The sequence below is a fragment of the Pseudomonas sp. SC3(2021) genome (genome assembly GCF_019856535.1).
Classification (GTDB): Bacteria; Pseudomonadota; Gammaproteobacteria; order Pseudomonadales; family Pseudomonadaceae; genus Aquipseudomonas; species Aquipseudomonas monsensis.
The window spans coordinates 944,412-967,329 of sequence record NZ_CP082236.1 but is presented as its reverse complement, the minus strand read 5'-3'; the positions used below and the strand labels follow the sequence as shown (position 1 = coordinate 967,329).

Annotated in this window: 8 protein-coding genes; 2 read left to right on the top strand and 6 right to left on the bottom strand. The window is 59.7% G+C overall.

What is annotated here, in order from left to right:
• The first annotated feature begins 118 nt into the window (after positions 1–118).
• Complete coding sequence (locus K5Y35_RS04350) at positions 119–7,303, top strand: TcdA/TcdB pore-forming domain-containing protein (protein ID WP_222833753.1); 7,185 nt, start codon at positions 119–121, stop codon at positions 7,301–7,303.
• 265 nt (positions 7,304–7,568) lie between these two features.
• On the top strand, positions 7,569–14,636 hold the full coding sequence (locus tag K5Y35_RS04345; protein WP_222833752.1) for a TcdA/TcdB pore-forming domain-containing protein: 7,068 nt from the start codon (positions 7,569–7,571) through the stop codon (positions 14,634–14,636).
• 79 nt (positions 14,637–14,715) lie between these two features.
• On the opposite strand, the gene K5Y35_RS04340 is transcribed toward K5Y35_RS04345, so the two are convergent.
• The 6 genes from K5Y35_RS04340 to dusB all read right to left on the bottom strand — a co-directional run bounded on the left by K5Y35_RS04340 (position 14,716) and on the right by dusB (position 22,849).
• On the bottom strand, positions 14,716–15,312 hold the full coding sequence (locus K5Y35_RS04340; RefSeq protein WP_064117315.1) for a MarC family protein: 597 nt from the start codon (positions 15,310–15,312) through the stop codon (positions 14,716–14,718).
• A 159-nt stretch (positions 15,313–15,471) separates the two neighbouring features.
• Positions 15,472–18,246, bottom strand: a complete 2,775-nt coding sequence (locus K5Y35_RS04335; protein WP_222833751.1) for a hybrid sensor histidine kinase/response regulator — start codon at positions 18,244–18,246, stop codon at positions 15,472–15,474.
• 99 nt (positions 18,247–18,345) lie between these two features.
• Positions 18,346–19,641, bottom strand: a complete 1,296-nt coding sequence (gene purD, locus K5Y35_RS04330; protein ID WP_123471037.1) for a phosphoribosylamine--glycine ligase — start codon at positions 19,639–19,641, stop codon at positions 18,346–18,348.
• A 190-nt stretch (positions 19,642–19,831) separates the two neighbouring features.
• Positions 19,832–21,439 (bottom strand): bifunctional phosphoribosylaminoimidazolecarboxamide formyltransferase/IMP cyclohydrolase, encoded by a 1,608-nt coding sequence (gene purH, locus K5Y35_RS04325; protein WP_123471039.1) that lies wholly within the window; start codon positions 21,437–21,439, stop codon positions 19,832–19,834.
• Between the two features lie 82 nt (positions 21,440–21,521).
• Entirely contained in the window at positions 21,522–21,842 is a 321-nt protein-coding gene (gene fis / locus K5Y35_RS04320; protein ID WP_002555375.1) for a DNA-binding transcriptional regulator Fis, read from the bottom strand.
• A complete protein-coding gene (gene dusB / locus K5Y35_RS04315; RefSeq protein ID WP_222833750.1) occupies positions 21,839–22,849 on the bottom strand; it encodes a tRNA dihydrouridine synthase DusB in 1,011 nt (336 codons plus the stop codon). Before dusB ends, fis begins: the two co-directional genes overlap by 4 nt.
• Positions 22,850–22,918: the final 69 nt, after the last annotated feature.

Here is a 22,918-nt window from a genome sequence, read left to right as displayed (position 1 = left end):
GGGATAAGTGTTATTCGTTGTTTCGCTGGATATTGTTTGAGCTTATTGAGGTTTGAATATGCCGTTTTTGCAGAATAGATTTCCTTCCGGTAATTCTATTTAGTCAAGGAAGGTAATAATGGAAACTAACGATAAGTTGCGCGAGTTCATTTCCGCTGAAGATTACTCGCAAATGCAACAAACACTTGGTGAGTTTACCGGTAGCGCTGAACACACGGCGTTGTCAGAGCATTACAACAGGGCTATGCAAACAACCGATCACAACGAAAGACTGCTGTCGGTGAAGCTCTTCAAGGAATTGCTGGAGTTACTGATCAAGCGTAAGACAACGCCGGTGTTAGGGGACGTCAAACAGATCAGATCGCAACTGAACAAGTCCATCGCGCGCATGGCGGACACGCTAACCCTGCTCAAGGATGAAGGCCGGCCCGTGCCGAAAATCATGCACTTTGTCTGGGTCGGTGGCAGTGAAGTCGGCGTCAACCAGCGTGATTACATGAACATCTGGCGCCAGATCCTCGAACCACAGGGTTACCGGTTCAACCTCTGGTACGACAGCGATGCGTTGCTGGCCTTTGAAATGAACCGGGTGATTCTCGACGCCGCCAGAGTGGATGCGATGGAGGCGGGAGGCGACACGCTGAGCAAACCCGCTGTGTTGTCACAAATGATCGAAGATCGCGCGCGGGTGCTGAAACAGCAGATGTTCGCGTTCCTGGAACAACCTCAATGGCGCGGTAACGCCGACCAGGCGCGCATTGACTTGATGGTGCGCGCCTACGGCAAGGATCGGGCGACATTGGAAAACTTTCGCCAGCAATGCCTGGAAACGCATCGGGCAATGGTTGCAACGGACTTGCAGTTACGTGACGTTCGCCAAGAGTTTGCCGGGCACTTCTTACAAGATGTCTACCAGCGTGAAATTGCCATGCGTGGCAACTTCGCGGCAGCGAGCGATGTCGTGCGGTTACAGGCCGAGTACCTGGAGGGTGGTCGCTACAGCGACATGGACTACTTGCCGCCGCTGGCCGAGAAGTTGGGCGCTGTCGATATCAGTGACTTTAACGGCAACCAGCGACTCGGGATTCTGAAACTGCTACTGGATCACAACGAGGCTTTGATGCCGGGGCGCGATCCACTGCGTTACCTGGAGATAACCGGTGAAATTCCCACTGCTGCCGACGCGGCGCTGACGGCGTTCGCGCACAGTAAGCCGGGTGTCCATGAGATCTTCGTTGCACCGAAGGAGCACGCGGCACCGCAAGATGCCATGCGCTTGGGAACGGCTCATGGAAGTGCGGTCACCGGGGAAATGAATGCGCACTTCATCGCCCATCCAGGCAGTGCCATGGTCATGGCCTACATGCAGATGATCCGCCTGAATTATGACTGCCTGCAGGAAGTCGAGCGTCGATCAATCGTCGCCGGTATCGACTTCGCCGATGAGGGGCGTTTGCTGGACGTCATTCAAAACGTCGTGAATGAAATGCAGGCGCTGGGCAAGTTGCCTGATTCCAAGATTCATTTTTCAGCGTCCAAATTGATTGACGCCATCCGGACCTATTATCAGGACGGGATACGCGTCGATGCACGAGGCACCATCACCCTTACCGGACCGGGGGCGGCTGCCGCAGGGCTTACCCGGTATATCGAACAGCATCTGCAACCCGATCAGATCAATGAGATCCGTAGTCGCCTGAAACTGGTCGAGGGCTATAACGTTTCCACTGAAGAGGAACGGATCTCCGGCTGGACGGTGAATGGCGATGAACATGAATGGCTCAGGAACGAGCAGGAGAAATGGCGCACGGGCAAACTCAAGTCACGTTACGTGGGTCAGTTGGCCGGGTTGCTCAGGCAGCATACGCTGACCTTCAAACAAGGCTGGCCGGTCATTGAAGGCAAACCGGTGCTGTTGACCTCGGTACTGCAGCAACTGATTGATGACCTCGGTGAACCGTTCACTCGCGCAATGAGAGACAAGTTGAGTGGTGACATTAACTTCCCGATAGCGTTTTCCATCGACTTCGACAGTCGTGAGCAAATACGCACACAACCGGCAGGTGAGATTCCCGTTTCTCTGGGGGCTGAACCCACCAGCAACCTCAACGAACTGTTTTCGCACGTGGCCCACGGCTCTCTGTTGGCTGAGCAGTTGAGTCCTTTGCAGCGCGTCATGCTCGGTGGCCTGTTTGGCGCGACGAGCCTGGATGCCAGCGGGTTCGCCGGCGCCTGGCAGAACGTCATGAGCATTGCCCGGGATACCTCCGATGAAGGCTTGTTCGCCCGTTATAACGCGATTGAAAAGGTATTGGTCGAGCGCCAGTCGCCGGCCTTCGAGGCCGCACTGGCGCGGGGCGTGGCGAACGGCACGCACACGTCGCGCGTGCTCAAGGTGCTGGCGATGAATGACGCGCTGACACTGAAGCAATGGGGCGAGCGCATCGGACACATCCATCGTACCGCGCAGCGTGAATACACCACCCGGATCCTCAAGCGCAGCGCACGGGTGCGCGAAGGGTTTTTCCAGGCCGGGGCGCTTTCCAGCAGGCAGGTGCCCCAGGATCTGTTGATGCTCGGCACGGGTGACCCGGGGCGGCGCTGCTATCCGCTGGCGCTGTTGATGGGCGCAGCCATGGCGGCCGGTGAGCCGGCCGAACGTGCACTGGTCGCGCGTGTCGGTCATGCTGCGCAACATCCGCAGGACGTTGAGTCGCAGGCGTTGTTGAACGCATTGGGTGAGCTTCAGGACGTGTCCGGCAAGGCCTTTGGAGAGTCTCGAGGCTTACAGCGCCTCGACAGCGTGATGCAGACGCTGGCGGCGAAAACCGCGCCGACCGTCCTGCTGCTCGACACCGGTAATCATGCGCTGCTGGTCGCCAACGTGCAGGTGGGCGAGCAAACGTTCTATCGTTTTTATGACCCTAACTTTGCGCTCTATACCTTTGCCGGACACGCCGATTTAAAACTCGGCGTGGAGCATTACCTGAATGACAGCCAGCACGCATTGGCCACGCTTTACGGTTTGGGTGATGTCGACGCAGCGCACTTCAACGTCATCGAACTGGACACCGCCGCGATCGCCGAACGGCAGCTTTCATCCAGCCTGCGTGTGGACAGTTTTTTACAGACCAAGGACCCGGCTTCTCAAACGTCGTCAGTCTGGGCCAAACAAGCGCTCGGCCGTGCCCGTTCCCTGAACGAAAATGCCCGAATGGGAGCCAGCCTGGCGCAAATGGACGCTCGTTACTGGGCGCAGGAACTCGATGAAGCCACCCGGCGCATCCGCGATGAACACAAACTGAGCGGTGACTATCTGCCATTGCTGGAGACGGTGCGGGCGACCCCGGAGGCTGGTTTTTCGGTGACGATGGTGGACGTCAAAAAACCGCAAAACAGCCGCACGGTCAGTACCAGCGATGCGCGTCTGAGCCGGGTCAGACAGCACCTGCAACGTCTGGTGAAGACCTTTGCAGGCAGCGCGAGCGCTCCGGCCGAAGCCGACGGTGGCAGCCGGTTGAGTTTCGCTTTTGTGATTCAGACGTTAATCAACGAAATGCGCCTGCGCGAATATCAGGCGGCAGGTGGCGAGATACCGGCGTTGTCGATTGCGCTGCAAGTGCAGGTTTATGTCAGCTATGCGCAGTTGGGTTTTGGCGTGCTGACCGATACCGCGCAGATCATCAATCTGGTGCGTCAGGTCGCGGCCAGTGAGCAGGCGCTGGCCGTGCGCCAGTCGTCGCTGTCCGGACGGTTGCTGGGCCGCACCGCCACGGCGGCCGGTGTCGGCTTTTCCATCGTCAATATCGGCTTCGATGTTTATGGGCTGACGGTGGCCGAGAATCATGAGCAGCGCTCGCGGTTGTCCGCGCAACTCACGTTCGATATCGCCGCGCTGGGGCTGGACGTGGTCGCGCTGACTGTGGGCGGAACGGCCGGCGCCGCGGCGGCGATTCTGTCTGTGCCGCTGCTCGGGGTCGGGATCGGTGTATCGGCCATTGCCAGCAACCTGGGACAGATCAGCGACAAGGCGACCGCCGTCGGTAACCATTTGCGCGCCATCTACAATGCTTACCAGCACGGCGCCTACACACTCGAACACGGGGTCTTGCAGTTCCCGCCCGAGGCGGTCATCACGCGCCTCGACCTGAAAGCCGATGAAGCGCGATTCGACAGCCAGAAGTTTTACCCCTGGAAGGGCGGTGCGCTCGAGTTGCCGCAGTACAACGATGACCCGAAACAGCTGCACCGGGCCGTCGACATTCGTCAGGCACTGGAGCTGCCTGAGGTGATCAGGCTGGGCAATGCCGGTGGTCGTCATACCGTGGTGTTGCCGTGCACACCGATCTGTTACTTCGGTTACGAGTATCAGTTGGGAGGTTCGGGCTATGACTATGTGCCATTGCCTGGAGAGCGGGTGACGCCACGTCTCGCGAGTGAGATACGCGGGCCGAACTGGTGGGCATTGACGTCGCTGCCGAAGGTGCTGGGAGCAGTGTGGGCCAACCGTTCGAACAACGGCATCCATACCCGATATCCGCAGTTGCGCAACGCAGTGGCAGACAAGCTTGAATATGACAGGCAAGGCAACCGTCAGGTGTATCTGCACAGCACGCCATCGTTCAAGCACATCCTCTACAAGCTGCATCCCTTCTGTAAAACAACGAAAATCAGCGTGCGACTCGACGATCAGGTTCGTCAGTTGGTGGTTCCAGAGCTGCCTAAAGAGTGGCACGCAAAAATCTCCTACGAAATCGTTGCTGTCGCCGGTCAATACCAGATGCAACTCACCCCCGGATTGGTCGCCGTGAAGTTTCAAGGCAGTGCCAAATGGGTGGTCCGTGCGCCATGGGTCAATATCGAACGCGTTGTGTTCAACGCTTCGCCACCGCAGGCGGGCGAGCGTTTATCGGCAGGCCACGATGCTCGCACACTGAGTGTCGACGGTATGCTGGTTATAGGTTTCGACGGCTTGATCGAACTGGCTGACGGCGAGCTGTTCCAGGTCGACTGGCAGGCGCGCCGTTTGCGCCTGGTTTCGGTCACGCTGCAGGACGAGCAAAACACCCTGCAAAAGGTTCTGGTTCATCTGCGCAAACGGGCTGGCGAGAGGCGTCTGGCGCAGGGCTATGTGACCCTGAACGGATTCGAAGTGCCCTACAATCCAGCCCGCTCGCCGGTGCTCACTACGGCTTATTACGACACGCGGCAGGAGCGCTTGCTGTTTGCCCGCAATCTGCCTGTCGAGGTCAATCGCGGCCTGGTGTTGGGCGCGGCGACCGCCACTCATGCGTGGTTCTATCACCCCGATCACGGGACGATATGGCAGGTTGATGCGCTGACCGGCACCGTCGTGCGTCGCTATCGTCTGCTCAGCCTTGACCTGGGCACCAGGATTACGAGTTTCACCCAACAGGCGGACGGCAGTCTGCATATCGCGCAGCAGTTGCGTGAGCAGGCATCCGCGAGCAAGGTCGAGACCACACTGACGTTCCAGATCAGCGGACTGAATGTGACGTTGCTGGATATCAAAATGTGGTCGCCCGGCCTTGAGGGCTCCAGCCTCAAGCCCGAAGACGGAAGCAGAATCTCTTTTCTGCGGCACCGTCTGAAAAAGGCTCGCCCTTTCGCGGACGGAACGCCAGGCATGGCACCGGCGATCAGCATTTGGTCATACACTCCCTTTGTTCACGCGCACGCTTACTCTTTTGACGTGTTGCTGGAACGCGCCTGGATTGCCACCGGCCATGAGCGATACTTTCGCGCGCAACACGGCAGTGCGCCTGACATGGTCATGCTCATGCCCAAGGTAACGGATCCGGAAGCCGCGCTGATTTTTTACAGTAAAGACACTCAGACGCTCAGTCATGGCATCGAACTCAGAACCGATTACTTCTTCAATCAGGTCATCGCGAAGGACATCGTCGAGGTCACCCGGGCAGGGGATCGTTATATTGCCACTCGCGCCGATGGCCGGCTTTTCGAGATCGACTTGAGCGCCAAAGCCAATAACTGGCAGTCCGAAATCGACGAGCACGTGTTGAGGTTCTTTGGTTTGGGGCAGCACTGGCTGCAACGCAATCCTGATTGGCTGAGCGCGCTACCGGCGTTGGCCAAGGCCTATAAATCGGAACCGTTTCCGATCCTCGGCCTGGCCGGTGCATCCGGCGATGCGTTGCTGGCGGTGTGGTGCATGGGGGAAAAGGTCGTGCTGGCTCGTGGCAGCGAGCGCAAGGAGTTCGCCTTGCTGGGGCGGACTCCGGATGAGCAGGCCGTTTGGCTGCTGGACGTTGCCGCAGGGCAAATCCTGCGCCAGCCGCTGATGCCGCTCGATGCACTGCGCAAGGTGTTTGGTGACGGTCAGCGGCTGCTGCATCCCGACTCATTGCCAAACGCGGAAAAAGTCTGGCCGCAATGGACATTCAGTCAGGTGTCGGCCGATGGCGAAGGTTTGGTGGGCCGCACTCGCGAAGGGGTGAATCTGCAACTGCGCGATCATCAGCCCGCGCGTATCGTCGGTGTCGAGAATGCCTGGTCGTACGTGTATAGCGAATCACCCGAGGCATTGCGGGCTCGCTTGAGAGCGCTGGTGCACGAGCAGCCCCACGCCGCGTTTTTGCCCTTGGGCAGTGTTCCGGATCGCTACAAGTATTACGTGCCGGCACTGGATCGCGTTTTCGAGATCGCGGGGCGAGCCGATGGGCAGTCCCCGCAGTTTCTGGGAACCCTCAACGAGACGGTGCCTTTGCTTTTCGATCCGGTGGACGGGTTGATCTTCAGCCGCGGATCCGCGGAGGATCTCTGGCTGCCAGGCAGTTACGCCCATCGTGAAGGTGACGTGTTGTCGCTTGAAGTGAACGACGAAGTAACGGATTGGCTGCCAATGTTGCCTGATGGGGTCGACAAGTTGATTCTGACTTTCGGCGCGCAGGCCGCCCGTTATCGGCTATCGGAACCCGTCTGGCAGCGCCTCGATTGTATTGTGGTCAATCCACGGCGTAGCTCCGGGCTCGAGATGCCGCGAGCAGACTTATTGACTCTGGATTTACCTGAAGCCGGACATCTGCTGATGTCCCGGGTCGCCGGGCATCTGGTACTCAGTGACCCGGACAATGCCCACAGCTTGATAGTGCGGGGCGTCGATCCGCAGGATGGCGAGTCGCCAATGCCCATGGCCCTGGCCGTCACCATTGAAGGCAAACAGTGCACGTTGAGCATTGAACAGTGGCTGCAGGCTTACTCACGGGCACAGGGCGATGAAGCCATTGTTACGCTGGGCGCGGTGATCAAAGAAATAATCTGATTTATAAATCAAAATTTAAATGGCAGGGCCGCCAACAGATTATTGGCGGCTCTTTTGTTTATAAAATTATCGGTTGTCAGGCAATAGTTATTGTTTGTTGGGGTTGTCGGTTGTGCGTAACAGACGGTCTATAAATGTCCATGTGTCTGCTGACATGGGCGCTTGCAATTGGCGACGCACGATAATATTTGAATGTAATCCGGTTTGAGCCTGAAGTTGATGGTAGTTAGCGTGTTGGCTCAATTATCTCGTTGAGACCCGGTTTATGAAGAGTAATAAAACATCCGAGGATAAAGAGTTCGATTTTGCCAGTCTGTTTGATCTGGCCGACCTTAAAAAGGCTCTTGAACTGCAAGCCGACAACCAACTGAGTGATGCCGTACTGCGTTTTTACAGCGCTTGTGTCGACCCCCAAAACTCCGCACGAATACTTGAACCGCTGGCCCTGCTGCGTCAGACCCTGGCCCTGCTGCTGGCGCCGGGGCGAGTAAAGCGCGGTACGGAGCAGCCTGTCACGAATGACCGGCTAACGAATATCTACCATCAGGTCGAACACTTCGAGTCCCGTGTTCAGTCGAGTGCTGCGCTGCTCAAAACCGCGCCGACACCTGTTGCGAAAACGCTGCACTTTGTCTGGCTCGGTGGTGGTGTTGGTGACATTCAGCGCGATTACCTCTACGTCTGGCGCCAGGTGCTTGCCGGGCAAGGTTATGCACTCAATCTCTGGTATGACAGTGATGCACTGCTGGCCCACCAGACCAACAAGCTGATTGTCGAGGCGGCCAAGGCCGATGCGCTCGCACAGGTTGGTGAAAAAGTCATTGATGAAAGTGCGTTGGCCACTCTCTACGAAGAGCGCGCGATCGTCTTGAAGCAGCAAATGTACGCCCACATCAATGCTGCCGTTGAAGGCGGCGAGTCGGCTGATGAAGCACGCATCGCGTTGTTGGTCGAGGCCTACGGCCAGGACCGCGCAACGTTGCAACTGCTCAGGGAGCGCAATCGTGACAGCGTGCAGGCACTCGCGGGAGCCGACCTGCAGTTGCGCGATCTTGATGTCGGCGAAGAACCGCTGCAATTGCAAGACATCTACGAACGCGAGACCCGTTTGCGCGGCAATCTGGCGGCGGCGTCCGATGTGGTGCGTGCCGAGGTCCTGTACCGCGAAGGTGGCAGTTACGCCGATGTGGATAACCTGCCACCGCTGCGAAAGCATCTCGCCGGTGTTGACATGGGCAGCCTTCAACCGCCGGCCCGCGCCGGCGTCTTGCAACTGATGCTCGATCACAATCCGCACTGGATGCCCGGACGTCAGGCGCTGCGTCAGCGCTATACGCCTTATCTGGAACAGATCCCTCTCGAGCACCGTTCGACAATCGAAACCTTCGCCAAAAGCCATCCCGCCATGGGCGAGGTGTTTCAGCCTCCGGCAGATCGGCTGGTCCGACCTTTTGCGCTGAGGGCTGTTGCTGAAGGGGGGTCGATGAGCAATGCATTTTTGATGGCTCACCCCGGCGCAGCGATGTTGCAATCGCTGATCAAGCGATTGCGCTTGAGCTATGACTTGATTGATGCCACGGCCCGTTTAGCGGTGCAGCGAGGAGTTGCGTTGAGTGACAGGGAGCGTATGTCAGAGCTGGCAAATGAGGCGTTAGAGAAATTCTATGGCCCTCTGGGCGAACTGCCCGCAGAGCAGGAAATTTTTGCAGCGTTTCTGGCCCATGCAGCAGCCTGTCACTTCAGTGACGGCATTCGCCTGCAAAGCGAACTGACCATCTACCTGACCGGACCCGGCGCCATGCGCGACAGCATGGGCGATTACGAAAGAACTCACTTTACCCCTGTGGATGCGCAGGTGTTTCGCGCGGATACGCCGATCTCTGCCCTTGGGACAATCAATCGCGATACCGAAGAGGAGCAGGACCACTCCTGGAAAGACAACGAAACCGATCCTGAGCAATGGCTCAAGACAGAGCGCCAGCGCTGGAGTAGCGGTGAATATAAAACCCGTTATGCGGGTGATATTGGGCAGTTGCTCAAGGGCTCGACCCTGGTGTTTGAACAGGGATGGCCAAAAATCGAAGGCCGCACCGTATTGCTGACGGACGTCTTGCAGCACCTGGTCGATACCCTTGGCGAGCCGTTTATCAGGGCGATGCGCCTTGGTCATGATGGCCCTGTCATCTTTGAGCATCCATTGCCGTTGAGTTACGCCGAACGCCAGCTGATCAGGCAACAGCCAGCCAGTGCGCTGCCTCCGCCGTTTCTCAGTGTCGCCAATACGCAAGCGCTGGGGCTGGATGAAGTGCTGGTCGGGATGGGCCGTGGTGAGCTCAGTCTTGACGAGATTACCCCGTTGCAACGACTGGCCCTCGGCGCACTGATTGGAGCCGACTCGCTGCACGGTCAGGCGTTCCTGGCGCGCACGGGGGAGCTGGACAACCTCGCCAACCAGGTTCGTGATCTGGGGGGTTCCAATCGTTACGCGGTCATCGAGCGACATCTGTATCAGCGACAGGATCGGGCGTTCCTGAACGGTCTGGCGGCTGACCTGTTGCCAACCAGCGCCGTGGGGGCACTGGCGCTGAAGAAAAGCGCCTTGAAGGATGCGCACACCCAGCGCCAGTGGGGGCGGCAGGTCGGGCAGATCCAACACGTCGCCACACTTGAACATCGCATGCAGATCAACGAGCAAACCGATCGCCTGCTCGGTTCGTTCGACTTCGGCAGTTTCGCAGCGGTGCCTCAGGATTTCTTGCTCGGTGGTCGCGGCGAGGCCATTGGCGGGCGGTGTTACCCATTGGCGTTGCTGATGAGCGCGGCCCTTACCGAGGGCAGCCCAGCCCTCCAGCAATTACGCGAACGCTTTTTTCTGGCGGTGATCGAGCCAGGGAAGAACGATTCGATCGCTTTCAAGCACGCGGTGGAGGAACTGCGCGGTATCGCACTGAGTGACGTCGGTACGCCGCTGGGCCATGCCGACCTCACGCAAATCAGCGCCGCTCTGGAGAGTCGCAGCGGCCCCCGGATGTTGATGCTCAACTCGGACAACCATTCGATGCTCGCGGCTAAAACCGTGGCGGGAGGGGTGACCACTTATCACTTCTATGATCCCAACTTTGGCCTGTTCGGGTTCAGCGACGCCATCCAGTTCCAGCAAGCGCTCGAGCATTTTTTCGTGCGTCAGAAGATGGCCGGTTATTACGCAGCTTACGGTGACGAAACGCGGCCACAGTTCAATCTGGCAGAGCTGCACGCCGAGCGGATCTCATCCTGGCCATTGTCCGGCGCGATAACGGCGGGCACATTGTTGAGTAATGAACCGTTGCCGGAACAACCGGAAGGCAGCCTTCGCCAGCGTCTTAATAGCGCGCACGGCCGATCGCTGATCGAAAACGCCCACCTGGGCGCGAGCCTGCTCGGACTGGACAGCCATTGGTGGGGCCAGGAGATCGCCGCCGCCACAGCGGCCTTGCAAAAACTGCACGCCGGGGCGACGCCTTTGGTGCCGTTGTTCGAAACGCTGCAAGTGACGCCTGAAGGCTCATACCGACTGAGTCTCATCAATCCGTCAAATCCTGCGCAGGTGGTCGAGGTGCTCAGTGAGGATCACCGTCTGTTGCGCATCAAAACCTGGTTGTCCGGGCAGTTCTCAACCTTGGCGCGCAAACCGCAGCGGACCGCTCATGGGGTGGATCCCACCGAAGCCGGCAGTGTGCATACCCTTAACGCCGGCTTCACTCTTCAGGCCTTGATGAACACATTGCGCGGACGGGAAGGGGAGGCGCGCACACTGACCACGGCTGTGCGTCTGCATGGCTACGTCAACTATGCACAGTTGGTGCATGGCAACGTGGTGGATGTCGTGGGGCTGATTCGCCTGGTGCGCACGGCGCTGAATGAGCAAAAGGTCATTGCCCGCACCGTTGGGCCGGTGGTCAGCGAAGCGCTGGGTCACGCTGCCAATGAAGGTGTCGGCGCCGTGCTGGGGCTGGCCAACGTTGGTTTTGATGTCTACCAGTTGGCGACCGCCGAAGATGAGGTCGAGAAGGCACAGTTCGGCACCCAACTGGCCTTTGACTCAGCCAGCCTGGCCTTGACGGCGGGGGGGATCGGAGCGGCACTGGCCGGCGCCTCAACCGCTGCGGCCGTGCTCGGGGGCGCGGGGGTCATCCTCGGCGGTCTGGCGGTCGGGTTCGCTGCGCTCGCCCAGGGCTTTACCGGCATTGCACGTGATGCGGAGGCCGTCGGTAACTTTTTCGCGGACATGGAACATGCGTATCGCGGGATCGGCTTTCACTTCGACGCTCGCCTGGGCGCCTGGATTGTGCCGCCTTCGCTGCTGGTCAAAAGTATTGATCTGGCCAATGGCAAACTGCGCCTCGACAGTCCCAAACTCTACCCTTTGCGTGATCACATCGGCGTGACGGACTACGACCTCGACTACGACCGGGCGATTGATATTCGTCAGCAGTTAAAACTGCCGGGCGAGATCGTGTTTACCCCTCCAGCCAAACAGACCATCGTCTTGCCATGTACACCGCAGACTTGCTATGGCTATGAATACAAGGCCCTGCCATTTGGCAACCTGCGCGACGACCGCGGTTTCGATACGGCGCGACGTCTGGAAAAAAAGAACAAGAACGGCAATTGGCTGTTTCGTTTTTCGTTTTATTCCTTTCCTTGCGAATACATCCTGCATCGGTTGTATGCCGACTATCGCCAGACTGTCATCGAGGTGCAGCTGGATGCCGTCGAACGGGTCCTGGTGGCGCCGTCGCTGCCGAGTATCTGGGAGGGCAAGGTGTCCTACCGTATTTGCGGAGCCGGCGCTTCATGCACATTGGCGCTGAGCCGCGGTTATGACATCGAATTGCAAGCGCCGAGTGGCACCCGATGCAGCTGGGTGCTGGAGGCCGGATGGGCGCGTGTGACGGATATCCGCGTCGAACTCGGTGAGCTGTACATCGGCAATGTGCACCTGAAGCTGTCCGGCCGTGGTCGACATACGCTGCGCTTGCGTATAGCCGATCAGCAATTGTTCCAGGTTGATCAGGTCAGGCGTCAGCTGGCGATCATCGAACAGAGTGCGCCTGCCGGGCTGGATGAGCAGGCGTTGCTGACGCACTACAAGATGTTGGCCAACGAGCATCGTTTGCTGCTGCCCTACACGCCGATTCATCAGTGGCCAATCCCATTCGAGTCACCGCAACAACCCCGGTACGTCACAGGGTGGTATGACGCGCACGAAGAGCGCTTTCTCTATATTCGCAACGAAGGCGCCGGGGAAACCGATGAGGCCCAGCTGGCGCTGGTGGTCAACGGTTACGCGTACTTTTACGTGGCGGACAGCTACGACATCTGGCAGGTCGATACGCTCAGCGGACTGATCAAACATCGCTTCCGTGTATTGCTGGAGGGGGACAGTCTGCTCGACAAATTCCAGGTCGATGCCCACGGCGTGATTCATTTTGTGCAAACGGTCAGCGCTGCCCATGCCCCGCGTGAATTCGGTTACCTGATCCACGACGGACAGTTATTGCTCGGTTCGGTGACTTACGGTCAGCATCGCGAGTTGCAAGCCACCGTGTTTGCCAGCGATACGCTGGTCGATTGGCCCTCGGTGCTGGGCAATTACCTGATCGCCCGTTCCCATCCCGAAAAAGATGGTGTGACTACGGTGGAGTGGCAACCGGCGGCCTATGTTTCCGTGTGTTGGGCATTCGATCCGGGCAAGCGCGATATGGTCTGGATCCGCAGCGCCGATCGACTGCTGATTCATCCCCAGCCGCTGCCTCGTCATGCCCGCGGCTGGAAAGACTCGATCAAGCACCTCGGCGACTTGATGCTGATGCCGATGACGGACACCGCCGATGTGTTCTTCATCTACAACCGCATCGACCAGACGCTTTGCCGGCAGGAGCGAACCGTGAGGCAGGGCCAGGCGCAATGGTCGAAACGCTGGATCGAGCCGGCAGGACTGACGCAGGTGGTGGCTGTTGACGGGGGGTATCTGCTACTCGATGACGAGGGGCGTTTCTTCAATCTGACCGCGCAAGGCGATGTGCTGCTGGCTGGCCTTGATGAGCGATGGCTGCAGGATCGAGCGCAATGGTGGCTGGCGCTGGAATCAATCGCCAAACGTTATGCGGCGAACGGTTTTGCGATTGTCGGTTTACGCAACGTCGCCGGTGACGGCAACCTGTCGGCCTGGTTTGTGAACAACCGCTTGCTGCTGTGCGATATGGGGCGCGACAAGGAAGTACGTTTGCTCGGCGTCACACCCGATAACCAGGCGTGCTGGGTGTTTGACCTCTCGAGCGGAGCGATCTGGAGCCAGCCACTCATGGATCCGCAGAATCTTGAGCGGGCTTTTGGCGCAGGTGCGCAGTTGTTGCACGCCGACGCTCTGCCTGCACCTGTGCCGGAATGGGCTGACTGGCGATTTGCCGAGGTGCGCGTCGACGGCTCGGGGTTAGCGGGCACTACGGTGGAAGGCGTATTGCTGAACCTTCGCTATCAGGAGTCTGAAGTCATCAGTGGGGTCAATCGACATTGGGTCACTGCGCAGGGCGGTCCGCTGCTCGAACGCCTGCAAACCTTGTTGAACGACGTCGATCACGAAGATTTCGTTTTCGTCGAGTCTGGTCCGGACAGTCTGCAATGGTATGACGTGCAGGGTGCCAGGCTGGTGCGCGTTGTCGGCAAAGCGCTGCCTTTGGATGTTGTTCTGCTCGGTACACAGCATCAATCATCCCGCGAGGGGGCAACCACGGTATTGCTCCACGAGCCTGCCGCGGGCACGGTGCAGACCTATCCGGGCATGCACGGCCTTGGGCGATTCAACTACTTCCAGCGCAACGCTCAGGTGGTGACCATTGAGGCACAGGACCGTGTGGATGATCTGTTGCCGCTGATTCCCGATGACGTCTCTTTGATGGTTCTGCGGCTGGGGCAGGGGCATGTGACCTGCAGGCTATCGCGGGCCGCCTGGCGCAGGCTTGATTCGCTGATCATTGATTGCCGGCACGCGTCGGGTGAAGTGCCAGCGGTGCCTGGCAAGTTGATCTGGGAGTTCGATGCGCCGGAAAAACTGCTCTTCGAAATCGTCCGGGAACATCTGCTGATCATTGATCCAGACAGTGAGCATTGCCTGATCTTGCGTGATGTCTGTTCTGCTGACGAGGCGTTGCGCGGCGAGGTTTTCCTCGCGTTCAATCACCAGCAATCCCATGCGGTATCGACGTGGGTGCAACGTTTGCTGGCTGGTGAAGGGCGTTCGAAAAGCATGACGCTGCAGGATCTGACGGCGGTACCCGCGATCGCCGCGTAAGGTCGTCCGACAGCAAAACGCCGCGAACCCTGTCGTTCGCGGCGTTTTGTTGTGCACCCGTTATCCGCGATCCCGGCCGTCAGGGCACCAGATAACCCTTTATACCGGTGAAGATAATCTGTGCCGCCAAGGCACAGACAAACAAGCCCATCAGCCGACTGACAATCTGCAAACCCTGATCGCCGAGGATCCGCTCGATGCGGTTCGACAGGTAGAGCACCACGCCCACGGTGAAGCTGGCCAGTGCGATGCTCATGATCGCGGTGAGTTTGTCGTCCCAGTGTGGCTGGCTGACGCCCATGACCAACAAAGCACCGATGGTGCCGGGGCCGACCGTCAACGGAATGGTCAGCGGCACGATGGTCACGTCCTGCTGCACGTTATCGGCCTGCACCGCCGGTTTTCCCTGTGCCATGCCCAGTGCCGAAATGAACAGCACACTGCCGGCACCTATGCGAAAAGCATCCACGGTGATGCCGAACACATCGAAAATCACCCGCCCGAACAGATACAGCAACACGCTGGAGACCAGCGTCGCCAACGCCACCTTCCAGGCCAGGCGTCGTTGTTCCTTGCGCGAATAACCACGGGTCAGGCTGATGAAACAGGACAATACGAAGAACGGGCTGTAGAGCACCAGCATCTTCAGGTAAACGCTGAACAGCACATGGAGCATGGTGTCGGCTCGCGGCAGGAGAGTGTGGGGATGGAGTCTATCAGTCGAGCAGCGATTGAGGCGTGACAGAACTCATGGCAGCGCAGGCCGCGGTGGTGTCCGTCTCGCCCAGCTCACCGGGTGCACTCGAGCGTCGATTGCATCCCGCCAACGGGCGATTCAGAAGGTCGACGCCGTTCGGTTCTGCTGATCACGCTGGGCCACCCAATGCTCGATCAACTCGCGCAACTGCGATAACTCGACGGGTTTGGACATGTGCCCATCCATGCCGGCCTGACGTGCGCGTTCTTTGTGTTCGGCGAGGATGTGCGCCGTCAGCGCGACGATCGGTGTGCGGATGCGCTGGTTGCTGACCTCCCAGGCGCGCAGTTGCTGGGTCGCGGAGAAACCATCGAGAATCGGCATTTCGCAGTCCATCAACACCAGATCGTAACGTTGGGCTTTCATCGCCTGCAGGGCTTCTTCGCCGTTGCTGGCGGTGTCCGGTTGCAGGTTGAGTTTGCCGAGCATGCCGCGAATCACTTTGGTCGAGATAGTGTTGTCTTCGGCGACAAGGATGCGGAAATCGCTCGGCACCTTGGCTGCCGTAGACGGCGTCACCACTTGCGGCTGGAACACCACCTGGCCCTTGTTGCGCTGGTTCAACTCGTCGGCGAGCGTGGTCTTGAGCGTATAGCCAGCCACCGGTTTGGCGAGAATGCGCTTGATCCCGGAGTTGCGCGCGATGATCTTGCTCGGCGCGTTGCTGATGCCGGTGAGCATGATCAGCAGGATATCGTGGTTCAGGCTCGGGTCTTCCTTGATCTTCGCGGCCAGTTGCATGCCGGTCATGCCGGGCATGTTCTGATCGAGCAGCACCACATCGAAATAGTCGCGCAGGTGCGCCTTGGTCCGCAGCAGCGCCAGCGCTTCCTTGCCAGACGGCACGGCACTGACGTTCAGGCCCCAGGCGCTGCATTGCTGCACCAGCACTTTGCGGCAGGTGTCGTTGTCGTCGACCACCAGCACGCGCGCGCCTTGCAACGGGCTGTCGAGATCGGAAGTCGGGTGTTCGAGGCGATCTGGATCGAGCGGCAAGGTCAGCCACAACGTGCTGCCCTGACTGGCGCCGCTCTTGATGCCGAATTCGCCGTGCATCAGGCGGATCAGTTGCCGTGCGATCACCAGTCCGAGGTTGCCGCCCAGGCGGTTGGCCGAGAGGAAATGCTTGCTGTGCAGTTCGGCGTGCATCAGCGCTTCGCGTTCCTCCGGCTCCATCGGCTGGCCGCTGTCCTGCACGGCGATGCGCAGGCGCGGTTTGACACTGCGCTCGTCGAGGGCGACGACGATCAGCACTTCGCCTTCGTCGGTTTTTTTCAGGGCGTTTTCCAGCAGGCTCAGCAGCGTCTGGCGCAAGCGGGTCGGGTCACCGCTGATCACGCGCGGCACCTGCGGCTGAATGAAGCTGATCAGCTCGACGTTCTGCTGTTCGGCCTTGGCGCGGTAGATGCTCAGGCAATCGTCGATCAGGGCGTTGAGGTCGAACTGCACGTCGTCCAGTTCGATCTGCCCGGATTCGAGCTTGGAGATGTCGAGAATCTCGTTGATCAGCGTCAGCAGTTCGTTGCCGGCGCTGTGGATGGTCTGCACGTAATCGCGTTGTTTAACCGACAGCGGGGTGCCCAGCAGCAGCTCGGTCATGCCCAGTACGCCGTTCATCGGGGTGCGGATTTCGTGGCTGATCTTGGCGAGGAATTCGGCCTTGGCGTTGATCTCGGCATTGCTCGCGGCGAGGTCGCGGCTGATGCTGAAACGGCTTTCGGTGATGCTGCGCTGGCGCTCGCCCAAGGCAATGCTCATCAACAGGCCGCTGACGCAAATGAACGCCATCAGCGTCATGATCAAGCCTTGCGGTGCAACCAGGGTCAACCCGAGCAGCGCCGGCAGAATGATCAGCGTGCCGATGTTGAACACCACCATTGCCGCGACAAACAGCCGTGCCGGACGATAGCCCTTCTGCCAGTGATAGACCGCCACGAACAGCATGCTCAGGCCGGCCAGGGCCACCAGCGCATAGGTGATGATGTTCAGCGGCAGGGTGTTGACGAACAACAGCAACAGGCTGCAGGTCACGATGAACAGAATGTCGCCCAGCAGCAGTTTGTTCAGCGGGTGCGGACCGAGCGGGGCGAAGAAGCGCAAGGCGAACATCAGCCCGGCCGGGGCGGTCAGCAACAGCGCGAGGTAGGCGCCCGGGGTCTGGATCGCATGCCAGTTCGGCAACCAGGGACCAGCGAGGTTGAGCAGCAACAACAGGCTGAGCGCCAGCAGAGCTTCGCAAATGGCCAGCCACAGGCTGCTGCGCGAACGGGAATAGGCGTAGCGCACCAGGTTGTGCAGCAACAACATGCCGAGGCAGCCGAACAACAGGCCGAAAATCAATGTCTGGTTTTGGTTGGCCGCACTCATCACGGCTGATTGCAGCGTGATATGCGGGCGTAACTGGTGGTCGGAGACCATCCGCAGGTAGATATCGAGAGGTTTGTTGCTCTGGGGCAGCGGCAGCATGAAGTCGCTGCTCGGCAATGGCCGTTCAGCCTGGGGCTGGCGGGTGCCGGTGTCGCGTTGCTCGATCAGCTGGTCGCCGTCCAGCACATAGAGATTGAGGTGCGACAGGTCCGGGGCAAAGATGCGCAGCACCTGTTCGTGTTTGCCCGGCGCCAGTTTGAAACGCAGCCACAGTGCGCCATCGGGCTCGGCGGCCGTGAGGCGGTCCAGTTCGATGGGGCTGAATTGATTGGTGTAGCGAGCCGAGCGAATGTCGCTCAGTTGCAGATTGCCCTGGTCGTCGAGCAATACCGACCAGCCACTGCCTTGCGCGGCCTGGGCCGGGAGCATGCAGAGCAAGGTCAGCAACGTGACGGTGAAGCTTATGGCAATCCTGAGCCAGCGCACGGCGAAATCCCTTCGTAGGTTGATGCCAGAATATAACGATGCGCGACGGCGGAACAGCCCGGCAAGGAACGGCATTCCCCGCCGGGCGTGATGTGCAGCTTATTCCTGGGTTTCGCCACGTTCACGGGCAATGGCGCGGTAGCCAATGTCCTTGCGGTAGAAGCAACCTTCCCAGTCGATCGCCGCCGCCAGTTTGTAGGCCTGCTGCTGGGCGTCGCTCACGCTGGCGCCCATGGCGGTGGCGCAGAGTACGCGACCACCGGCGGTGACCACGTTGCCGTCTTTCAGCGCGGTGCCGGCATGGAAGACTTTGCCTTCCAGGCTGGCGGCGGTGTCCAGACCGTTGATCGCTGCGCCCTTGGCGTAGTCGCCCGGGTAGCCGCCAGCGGCCAGAACGATGCCGACGCTCGGACGTGGGTCCCACTGTGCTTCAACCTTGTCCAGCGCTTGCGCCAGAGCGGCTTCGACCAGCAGCACCAGGCTCGACTGCAGACGCAGCATCACCGGTTGGGTTTCCGGATCGCCGAAGCGGCAGTTGAACTCGATGACCTTCGGATTGCCGGCCTTGTCGATCATTAGACCGGCATACAGGAAACCGGTGTAGACGTTGCCTTCCTCAGCCATGCCGCGCACGGTCGGCCAGATCACCAGATCCATCACGCGCTGGTGCACGTCAGCGGTGACCACCGGGGCAGGGGAGTAGGCACCCATGCCGCCGGTGTTCGGGCCGCTGTCGCCGTCGCCGACACGTTTGTGGTCCTGGCTGGTGGCCATCGGCAGGACGTTCTTGCCGTCGACCATGACGATGAACGAGGCTTCTTCGCCGTCGAGGAATTCTTCGATGACTACGCGCGAACCGGCGTCGCCGAACGCGTTGCCGGCGAGCATGTCACGCACGGCGTCTTCGGCTTCGGCCAGGGTCATGGCAACGATCACGCCTTTACCGGCGGCCAGGCCATCGGCCTTGATCACGATCGGTGCGCCTTTCTCACGCAGATAGGCCAAGGCCGGCTCGATCTCGGTGAAGTTCTGGTAATCGGCCGTCGGGATCTTGTGACGGGCGAGGAAGTCCTTGGTGAAGGCTTTCGAACCTTCCAGCTGTGCAGCGCCGGCGGTCGGACCGAAGCAGTCCAGGCCACGGGAGCGGAACAGATCAACCACACCCGCCACCAGTGGCACTTCCGGACCAACGATGGTCAGGGAAACGTTTTTCTCGGCGAAGTCGGCCAGTTGCTCAAGGGCCAGTACGTCGATGGCGACGTTTTCGCACTTGGCTTCAATCGCGGTACCGGCGTTGCCCGGCGCGACAAAAACCTTCTGCACACGCGGATCCTGAGCCACTTTCCAGGCCAGGGCGTGTTCACGGCCACCGCTGCCAATGATCAAAACATTCATTTCAAAAACCTCGGATGACGCTAATTCTGTTTTTAGAGCCTAAAGCGCTTCACGCTGTAGGAGGTCGCAATGAAGTCGGTAGATGCAAGGCGGAGTCGACCTCGGTGAGCGGAGTTGCCTTTTGGCAATGAGCATCATCGAGGTCGGCTCCAACGCAGCAGATGCCGGCTTCAGTGCGGCCGTCGACTGGTTAGTGACGGAAGTGGCGCATGCCGGTGAACACCATCGCAATCCCTGCCTCATCGGCAGCGGCAATCACTTCAGCATCACGCATCGAGCCGCCCGGCTGGATCACCGCCGTGATACCGACCTTGGCCGCGTTGTCCAGACCGTCGCGGAACGGGAAGAACGCGTCCGATGCCATCACCGAACCGGCGACTTGCAGACCGGCGTGTTCAGCCTTGATCGCGGCGATACGTGCCGAGTTGACGCGGCTCATCTGGCCGGCGCCGACGCCGATGGTCTGACGGTTCTTGGCGTAGACGATGGCGTTGGACTTAACGTACTTGGCCACTTTCCAGGCGAAGATCAGGTCGTTGATTTCCTGTTCGGTCGGGGCGCGCTTGGTCACGACCTTCAGGTCATCGGCGCCGATCATGCCGATGTCGCGGCTCTGTACCAGCAGGCCACCGTTGACGCGCTTGTAGTCCCACGCCGGAGCGCGGTCAGCCGACCACTCGCCGCAGGCCAGCAGGCGCACGTTGGCTTTGGCCGCGACGATGGCGCGGGCTTCTTCGCTCACGCTTGGGGCGATGATCACTTCCACGAACTGACGCTCGACGATCGCCTTGGCGGTCTCGGCATCCAGCTCACGGTTGAAAGCGATGATGCCGCCGAAGGCTGATTCGGTGTCGGTGGCGTAGGCCAGTTCGTAGGCCTGACGGATGCCGCCCTCGGCGTCCGGGCTCACGGCCACGCCGCACGGGTTGGCGTGCTTGACGATCACGCAGGCCGGTTTGACGAAGCTCTTCACGCATTCCAGCGCGGCGTCGGTGTCGGCCACGTTGTTGTACGACAGCTCTTTGCCCTGCAGTTGGGTCGCGGTGGCAATGCCGACTTCGGCAGGTTTGGCTTCCACGTAGAACGCCGCGCTCTGGTGCGGGTTCTCGCCGTAGCGCATTTCCTGAGCCTTGATGAACTGGCTGTTGAAGGTGCGCGGGAATTCGCTGCGACCTTCGGTGCTCAGCACGTCGGCAGCCTGATTCACGGTGCCCATGTAGTTGGCGATCATGCCGTCGTAGGCGGCGGTGTGTTCGAATGCCTTGAGCATCAGGTCGAAACGCTGCGCGTAGGTCAGGCCGCCGGCCTTGAGGTTTTGCAGAACGTTGGCGTAATCGCTGGCATTCACCACGATCGCCACGTCTTTATGGTTTTTCGCTGCCGAACGAACCATGGTCGGGCCGCCGATGTCGATGTTCTCGATCGCGGTCGGCAGGTCGCAGCCTGGTTTGTTGATGGTGGCTTCGAATGGGTAGAGGTTAACGGCAACCAGGTCGATCGGCTTGATACCGTGCTCGTTCATGATCGCGTCGTCGATCCCGCGACGACCGAGGATCCCGCCATGGATTTTCGGGTGCAGGGTTTTCACCCGACCGTCCATCATCTCAGCGAAACCGGTGTAATCCGCGACTTCCACTGCGGCAACGCCGTTGTCGCGCAGCAGCTTGAACGTCCCGCCGGTGGAGAGGATCTCGACGCCCAGAGCTTCGAGCTCCCTGGCGAATTCGAGGATCCCGGTCTTGTCGGAAACGCTGATCAAGGCGCGGCGGATCGGCAGGCGGGTAGTCTGGTCGGTCATCTCAATTTCCATCAAAAGCAAAGGAAGTCAGCAAAAAAGGCGACCGGTTTTACGCGGGCGCCTTTCTGGTTTGATTGAATGCTTACAGCAGATCGTACTGCTTGAGTTTCTTGCGCAGCGTGCCGCGGTTGAGTCCGAGCAGCTCACTGGCCTTGGTCTGGTTGCCCTTGACGTAGTTCATCACGCTTTCGAGCAGGGGAGCCTCGACTTCGGAGAGCACCAGGTTGTACACATCCGTGACGGACGCGCCCTCAAGGTGGGCGAAATAATTGTGCAGCGCCTTCTCGACACTCCCGCGAAGGGTCTGGCCTTCTTCGCTCGGGGTATTGAGGTGCTGTTTCAAATTCACGTTGTCGCTCACGGGTGTTGTTCCACTCACTAAAGTCTCGGTCATCATCGTCATGCGGCCACCCCTTCTTCGTCCCCTGTCAGGCTCTTGTAACGCTCGGCGAAAAACTCCCGAACGTTGGCGCATTGTGTTTCCGTACCATCCAAACGATTGAAGTGGGCGCGAAACTCCTTGGCGCCCGGCAAGGTTGCGAGATACCAGCCCACATGCTTGCGGGCAATACGGACGCCCATCACATCCCCATAGAAGGCGTGAAGTGCGGCCAGATGCTCCAGCAGGATGCGTTCCACTTCGATCAGCTCCGGTGCCGGCAATTTCTCGCCGGTACGCAGGAAGTGGTCGATCTCACGAAAAATCCATGGCCGCCCCTGGGCGGCACGGCCTATCAACAGGCCATCGGCACCGGTCGCGTCGAGCACGTAACGGGCCTTTCCCGGCGAAACGATGTCGCCATTGGCAAACACCGGAATCGACACGGCCTGCTTGATCGCGGCAATCGTGTCGTACTCGGCTTCACCGGTATACAGATCGGCGCGAGTGCGGCCATGCACTGCCAGCGCGGTGATCCCGGCCTGCTCGGCGATCTTCGCCACGGTCAAGCCGTTCTTGTTGTCGCGATCCCATCCGGTGCGGATCTTCAGGGTGACCGGCACATCGACCGCAGCCACCACGGCCTGCAGGATCTCGGTCACCAGTGCTTCATCTTTCAGTAACGCGGAGCCGGCGGCCTTGTTGCAGACCTTCTTTGCCGGGCAACCCATGTTGATATCAATAATCTGTGCGCCCAGCTCGACGTTGGCCCGGGCCGCCTCCGCCAGCATCTGCGCGTCGCCACCGGCAATCTGTACCGAGCGTGGCTCGGGATCGCCTTCGTGGATCATGCGCATGCGCGACTTGCGGGTGTTCCACAGGCTCATGTCACTGGTGACCATTTCCGAGACTACAAGCCCTGCGCCCAAACGCTTGCACAGCTGACGAAAGGGCTGGTCGGTGACCCCCGCCATCGGGGCGAGAATCAAGCCGTTCTGCAATGTGTATGGGCCGATGCGTACCGCCGACATAGGACTTCCCTGAAGTGGGGCCGGATCATGAGAGTTCGAAAAAGGGTTGGCATGATACCCGCTCTCGAT